Source organism: Kineosporia sp. A_224 (assembly GCF_002198655.1).
Lineage (GTDB): Bacteria > Actinomycetota > Actinomycetes > Actinomycetales > Kineosporiaceae > R-H-3.
In genome coordinates, this window is record NZ_MWLN01000190.1 from 1 (window position 1) to 7,027 (window position 7,027).

At 73.6% G+C, this 7,027-nt stretch carries 6 protein-coding genes; all 6 read left to right on the plus strand.

The features are described 5' to 3' along the window. The coding region (locus EDJALFJO_RS20280; protein WP_143448681.1) for an FHA domain-containing protein at nt 1–365 on the plus strand (365 nt) is incomplete at its 5' end. Nucleotides 366–375: 10 nt separating this feature from the next. Next, on the plus strand, nt 376–861 hold the full coding sequence (locus EDJALFJO_RS20285) for an FHA domain-containing protein (RefSeq protein WP_088288134.1): 486 nt from the start codon (nt 376–378) through the stop codon (nt 859–861). A 5-nt stretch (nt 862–866) separates the two neighbouring features. Further along, nucleotides 867–2,387, plus strand: coding sequence for a PP2C family serine/threonine-protein phosphatase (locus EDJALFJO_RS20290; protein ID WP_088288135.1), 1,521 nt, complete (start codon nt 867–869; stop codon nt 2,385–2,387). 73 nt (nt 2,388–2,460) lie between these two features. Beyond that, nucleotides 2,461–3,789, plus strand: a complete 1,329-nt coding sequence (locus EDJALFJO_RS20295) for an FtsW/RodA/SpoVE family cell cycle protein (RefSeq protein ID WP_088288136.1) — start codon at nt 2,461–2,463, stop codon at nt 3,787–3,789. Then, on the plus strand, nt 3,786–5,243 hold the full coding sequence (locus tag EDJALFJO_RS20300; protein ID WP_088288137.1) for a penicillin-binding protein 2: 1,458 nt from the start codon (nt 3,786–3,788) through the stop codon (nt 5,241–5,243). The genes EDJALFJO_RS20295 and EDJALFJO_RS20300 overlap by 4 nt, the downstream gene beginning before the upstream one ends. Before the next feature lie 17 nt (nt 5,244–5,260). Next, the coding region (locus EDJALFJO_RS35115; protein ID WP_198950489.1) for a serine/threonine-protein kinase at nt 5,261–7,027 on the plus strand (1,767 nt) is incomplete at its 3' end.

Sequence of the window (7,027 nt, forward strand, 5' to 3'; positions counted from 1 at the left end):
ACCAGCAGCCCGAGCAGCAGCCCGCCGCGCCCGCCGCCCAGCAGCCCGCCGGCTACTCGCCGTCCTGGGCGACGCCGCCGACCTCGCTCGGCACGCTCGACGTCGACGGCCGCCCGCACCGGATCGACCGGGCCGTCACCGTCATCGGCCGGGCGATGGACGTCGACATCGTGCTCGACGACCCGGGCGTCTCGCGCCGGCACTCCGAGGTGCACGTCGTCGACGGCAAGGCCCGGGTCATCGACCTCGGATCGACGAACGGCACGTTCGTCGACGGGGAGCGGGTCCACGCGGGCACGCTCGCCGACGGCAGCGTCATCACCGTGGGTCGCACGCGCATCACCTACCACTCGGGGCAGTGGTGACCGCCCACCGATGAGCGAGCTCACCCTTACCCTGCTGCGTCTGGGGTACCTGGCACTGCTGTGGATCCTGGTCCTGTCGGTCGTCGGCGTCCTGCGCAGCGACCTCTTCGGGACCAGGGTCACCCGCAGGCCCGCCCCGGGCACACCGGGTCGGGGGATCCCGGCACCCGCGCCACAGCGCGGCCGGGACACCGAGGACCGAAAGGCACCACGCACGCTCGTCGTCACCGAGGGGTCCCTCAAGGGCACCTCGCTGGCCCTGGGGCAGGCCGCGATCCTCATCGGCCGCGCCCCCGAGTGCACGCTCGTGCTCGAGGACGACTACTCGTCCAACCGGCACGCACGACTGTTCCTCGACGCAGGCACGTGGCTCGTCGAGGACCTGGGCTCCACGAACGGTACGTACCTCGGCCGCTCCAAGGTCGAGTCCCCGACCCCGGTCGACATCGGCACCCCGGTGCGTGTCGGCCGTACGGTCCTCGAGTTGCGGAGGTAGCCGGGTTGGCGATCGCGCTGCGCTATGCGGCCCGCTCCGACGTCGGTCTGGTCCGTCAGAACAACCAGGACTCGGCCTACGCGGGGCCGCACCTCCTCGTCGTCGCTGACGGGATGGGCGGGCACGCGGGCGGTGACGTCGCGTCGTCCCTCGCGATCGGCGAGCTGGCGCCGCTGGACGGCGAGTCGCACGGTGCCGACGACGCGCTGGAGCATCTCAAGCAGGCCGTCTTCGCGGCCCACCGCGAGCTGCTCAGCCGGGTCGACGAGGAGCCGCAGCTCACGGGCATGGGGACGACGGTCACGGCCCTGCTGCGGACCGGCGGCAAGCTCGCCCTGGCGCACATCGGCGACTCGCGCGCCTACGTGCTGCGCGACGGCGACCTCATCCAGATCACGAAGGACCACACCTTCGTCCAGACCCTCGTCGACGAGGGCCGGCTCACCCTCGAGGAGGCCGAGCAGCACCCGCAGCGCTCGGTCCTCATGCGGGTGCTCAGCGACGTCATCGACGACGTCGAGCCCGACCTGTCGATGCGCGAGGGCCGCCCGGGCGACCGGTACCTGCTCTGCTCGGACGGGCTGTCGGGCGTCGTCAGCCACGACACCCTGCACGACACCCTCGCCGCGGGCGCGGACCCGGCCACGACGTGCGAGGCGCTCGTCCAGCTCGCGCTGCGCGCCGGGGCACCCGACAACGTCACGTGCATCGTCGCGGACGTCGTCGACGCCACGACCGAGCCGCCCGTGACCAACCCGGCCGTCGTCGGCGCGGCGACGCTCAACCAGCGGGCCCGGGCCACCGTCGGGGCACCGTCCGCCGCCGAGCGGGCGGCCGCGCTCACCGCGCCGGTGCCGATGAGCGTCGCGAGCGGCGACACCCAGCCGATCCCGCTCGCCGCGATGCGCGACGAGGTCAAGCTCGTCGCCGAGCCGGAGAAGGCGCCGCGGCGCGGGCTGCGGCTCGTCGGGGTGCTCGTCGTCCTCGCGGTCGTCGTCGCCGGCGGGTACACCGCGTGGCGCTGGGTGCAGAACCAGTACTTCGTCGGGCAGAGCGCGGGGGTCGTCGCCGTCTTCCAGGGCCTGCCCGAGGACGTCGGCCCGGTGAAGCTCTCGCACGTCGCCGGCACCGCGTCCGACATCCAGGTCGCCGACCTGCCCGAGTTCGACCGGCAGCGCGTGCAGTCGGGGATCGTCGCGAACACCGAGAGCCAGGCCTGGAAGATCGTCGACACCCTGTCGGCCCGCGCCGCGGCGTGCCGGGCCTCGCGCGCCGCCGCCGCGACGCCGTCCCCGACGGCCACCGCGACGCCGTCCGCGACCGTCTCGCCGAGCGCCAACCCGACCGCGGGCTCGACGGCCACCGCCCCCGCGGCGTCCCCGACGAAGAAGCCCGGTGCGTCGGCCACGTCGGCCGCGCCGACGCCGTCCCTCACCGAGACCGACCCCGTGACCCTGCCGAGCGCGTCCGCCGCGCCCACCGACGACGCCCCGCTCGGGTCGGACTGCGGGGCCGCCACGTCATGACCGACCGCCGCGTGCCGGGCGCCACCGCCCCCGCACCCCTCCTGGCCCACGGGGCCGGCCGGGGGGTGGGGTGATGGCTGTCGTCACGGCGGTCGAGACCCGGCCGCGGCGCAACGTCGAGCTCGTCCTGCTCGTGGTGTCCCTCGGCATCGCCATCGGCGCGTACGTGCTCGTCGGCATCGCGGCCGAGGGCCAGGTGCAGGCGAACTGGATGTGGGTCGGCGGCGGGCTCGCCGTCCTCGTGCTCGGCGTGCACGCCGTCCTGCGGGTCGTCGCGCCCTACGCGGACCCGGTCATCCTGCCGATCACGACGGCGATCAACGGCCTCGGCCTCGTCGTCATCCACCGGCTGGACCTCGCGGAGGAGACCAGCCTCGCGACCCGGCAGCTGCTGTGGACGGCGATCGGGGTCGGCGCCGCGGTCGCCGTCCTGTGGCTCGTGCGCGACCACCGGATCCTCGCCAGGTACACGTGGACGGCGGCGCTCCTCGGTTTCGCGCTGCTGCTCCTGCCGCTGCTGCCCTTCATCGGGCGCAACATCCGCGGCGCCCGGATCTGGATCGGCCTCGGCCCGCTGTCGTTCCAGCCGGGCGAGATCGCGAAGATCCTCCTCGCGCTGTTCTTCGCCGGCTACCTCGTCACGGCGCGCGACTCGCTCGCCCTCGTCGGGCGGCGCTTCCTCGGTCTGCAGCTGCCGCGGGCCCGTGACCTCGGCCCGATCCTCGTCGCCTGGGTGCTGAGCCTCGGCGTCCTCGTCTTCGAGCGCGACCTCGGGACGTCGCTGCTCTTCTTCGGCCTGTTCGTCGCCGTGCTCTACGTGGCGACCGAGCGGACGAGCTGGATCGTCATCGGCATGGGCCTGTTCGTCGCGGGCGCCGTCCTCGCGTGGCGGATCTTCAGCCACGTGCAGCGCCGCGTCGACATCTGGCTCCACCCGTTCGAGCCGGGGACGTTCGAGAACGCGTTCCAGGTGGTGCAGGGGCTCTACGGGATGGCGAGCGGCGGGCTGCTCGGCACCGGGCTCGGCGAGGGCCGGCCCGACATCATCCCGTTCGCCGAGAGCGACTTCATCTTCACCGCGATCGGCGAGGAGCTCGGGCTCACCGGGATCTTCGCGCTGCTGCTGCTCTACCTGATCCTCGTCGAGCGCGGCCTGCGGACGGCGATCGGCGCCCGGGACGGCTTCGGCAAGCTCCTCGCGGCCGGCCTGTCGTTCACGATCGCGCTCCAGTGCTTCGTCGTCGCGGGCGGCGTCACCCGGGTCATCCCGCTGACCGGGCTCGTCATGCCGTTCCTCGCGTACGGCGGCTCGTCACTGCTGTCGAACTGGATCGTCGTCGCGATCCTGCTGCGGATCTCGGACGCCGCGCGCCGGCCCGCCCCCGCGGAGGTGACCGGGTGAACGCGCCCCTGCGCCGCCTCGCGGTCGTCGTCGCGCTGCTCTTCGCGTCGCTGCTCATCAGCTCGACGTACGTCCAGTACGTCTCGGCGCCCTCGCTCAACGCGCGCACGGACAACCGACGCACGCAGTTCAAGGAGTTCGGCCGCGACCGCGGGCCGATCCTCGTCGACGGCCGGCCGATCGCGCAGTCCGTCGAGGTCGACGACCCGTACACCTACCAGCGCAAGTACACGTCCGCGCAGATGTACAGCGCCGTGACGGGCTTCTACTCGATCGTCTACAAGCCGACCGGGATGGAGGGCGCGACCAACGACCTCCTCAACGGGACGGCGGACCAGCTCTTCTACCGCCGCCTGTCGGACCTGTTCACCGGCCGCGAGCCGCAGGGTGCCTCCGTCGAGCTGACGATCGACCCCAAGGTCCAGAAGGCCGCCTGGGACGCCCTCGGCAACCAGAAGGGCGCGGTCGTCGCGCTCGACCCGAAGACCGGTGCGATCCTCGCGATGGTCAGCAAGCCGGGCTACGACCCGAACGCGCTCGCCGGCCACGACGTCGCCAAGGTGACGAAGGCCTGGAACGGGCTGCTCGACGACCCGGACCGGCCGCTCGACAACCGCGCGATCGCCGGCCGGCTGTACCCGCCCGGCTCGGTCTTCAAGGTCGTCACGGCCGCCGCGGCGCTGTCCAGCGGCAACTACACGCCGGACACGCTCGTCGACGGCCCGGCCTCGCTCGACCTGCCGCAGACCTCGGCGTCGCTGCCGAACGACTTCGCGGGCGCGTGCGGGCCGAACAACAAGGTCAGCCTGCTCGACGCGCTGCGGATCTCGTGCAACACCGCGTTCGGCTCGATCGGCCTCGACATCGGGGACGACGCGATCCGCGCGCAGGCCGAGAAGTTCGGCTTCGGCAAGGCGCTCGACGTGCCCCTCACGGTGACGCCGAGCATCTTCCCGCCGGACCCGAACCCGCCGCAGACCGCGCAGTCCGCGATCGGCCAGTTCGACGTCCGGGTGAGCCCGCTGCAGATCGCGATGGTCAGCGCGGGCGTCGCCAACGGCGGGGTCGTCATGCGGCCGCAGCTCGTCAAGGACGTGCTGTCGGCGAACGGCGTGGACGTCATCCAGCGTCCGCAGCCGGAGCGCTTCTCGGACGCCGTCTCCGGCCAGGTGGCCGCCGACCTCACGCGGATGATGGTCGCGGTCGTCGACAACGGGACGGGCAAGCGAGCACAGATCCCGGGGGTGCGGGTCGCCGGCAAGACGGGGACCGCGCAGCAGGGCGAAGGCCGGCCGCCGAACGCGTGGTTCACCGCGTTCGCACCGGCCGACGACCCGAAGGTGGCAATCGCGGTCGTCGTCGAGGACGGCGGGGCGTTGGGGGATGCGGCATCGGGCGGCAGAGTCGCTGCCCCGATCGCCAAGCAGGTGATCGAGGCGGTGCTGAACCGATGAAGCGTTCGTTCGGGAACATGAGGCTCGGTGGGCGGTACCGCCTGCAGGACCGCATCGCCTTCGGAGGCATGGGGGAGGTCTGGCGCGCCCTCGACGAGGTGCTCGGCCGCAAGGTCGCGGTGAAGATCCTTCGCCCCGAGCTCGCGTACGACGACAACTTCCGCCGCCGGTTCCGCGCCGAGGCGCGGACGGCGGGCGCCCTGTCGCACCCCGGCATCGCCGCCGTGTACGACTACGGCGAGGGCCCGGTCGTCCCGGCGGACTCCGACGTCCGGGGCGGTCCGAACACGCCCGGCCAGGGTGCGCTCACCGACGACGACGTCGCCTACCTCGTCATGGAGCTCGTCCCGGGCGAGCCGCTGTCGACGATGCTCAGCCGCGGTGCCCTCGGCGTCGACGCGACCCTCGACATCGTCGCCCAGAGCGCGCGGGCGCTGCACGCCGCCCACGAGCGGGGCGTCGTCCACCGCGACGTGAAGCCGGCGAACCTGCTCGTCACCCCGGACGGCACCCTCAAGGTCACCGACTTCGGCATCGCCCGGCCGCGCGACCACGAGCCGCTGACGATGACCGGCCAGGTCATGGGAACGGCGCACTACCTCGCCCCCGAGCTCGCGCGCGGCCGTGAGGCGACGCCGCTGTCCGACGTCTACGCGCTCGGCGTCGTCATGTACGAGTGCCTCGCGGGCCGCCGTCCGTTCGAAGGCGACAACCAGGTCGCCGTCGCCACCGCGCACCTCGCCGAACCGCCGCCGCCGCTGCCGGGCACCCTCCCGCAGGACGTCCGCGAGCTCGTCGACCTCGCGATGGAGAAGGACCCCGACAACCGCACCCAGTCGGCCGCCGAGTTCGCCCACGAGTGCGAGCTCGTGCTGCGCCGCCGGCGCCGTCCGCAGCGCCCGGCGTCGGAGGCCGCCGCCCGCACCGAGTCCATCCGGCGCGAGATCGACCTGCGCGACGCCGGCCAGCGCGCGGCCGGGCTGGCCGCCGGGACCGCCGTCGCCGGGTCCGCGGCGGCCGCGGCCGCCGCCGCGGCGGGGACCGAGCACCTGCCCGCCGGGACGCCGGACGGCTACCAGCAGGCCACCCCGCCGGACGGCCCGACCGGCTACGACCAGGGCGGCGCCGGGTACACCGGCCCCGACGGCTACGGCTACCCGGGCGCGAACGGCTCGAACGGGTACCCGTCCGCCGGCTACGCGGGCAACGGGTACCAGGGCAACGGGTACAACGGCGCGGGCTACGGCGGCAACGGCTACGACGCGAACGGGTACGGCTACCCCGCCCAGGGCGAGCAGACGGTGTCGTACGGCTCCGACGGCTACCCGCGGCCCGCCGCCGGGCTCGCCACCGACGGCTACGGGAACGGCCCGGCGACCCCGGCCACCCCGTCGCTGGGCCTCTCCCGGACGGGCGGGTCGCACCGCGGCCGGGACCGCCGGGTGCTGCCGTTCGCGCTGACGCCCGCGATGATCGCGCTGCTCGTGCTCATCGCCGCGGTCGTCATCGGGCTCGTCGTCATGGCGGCGATCCTCTTCGGGGGCGGCAAGGACCCCTCGGTCGTGCCGGTCACGACGCCGAGCATCACGCCGAGCAACTCCCTGCCGGTGTCGCAGACGCCCACCGCGGACGCCTCGACGAGCACCGGCCCGACGAAGACCCCCAAGAAGACGACCACGTCGCCGCGCCGGACGAACACGTCGGGCACCGCGACCCCGTCGAGGAGCACCACGAAGCCGCCGACGACGAGCCCGATGACGACCGCGGCGATGAGCACGAGCAGC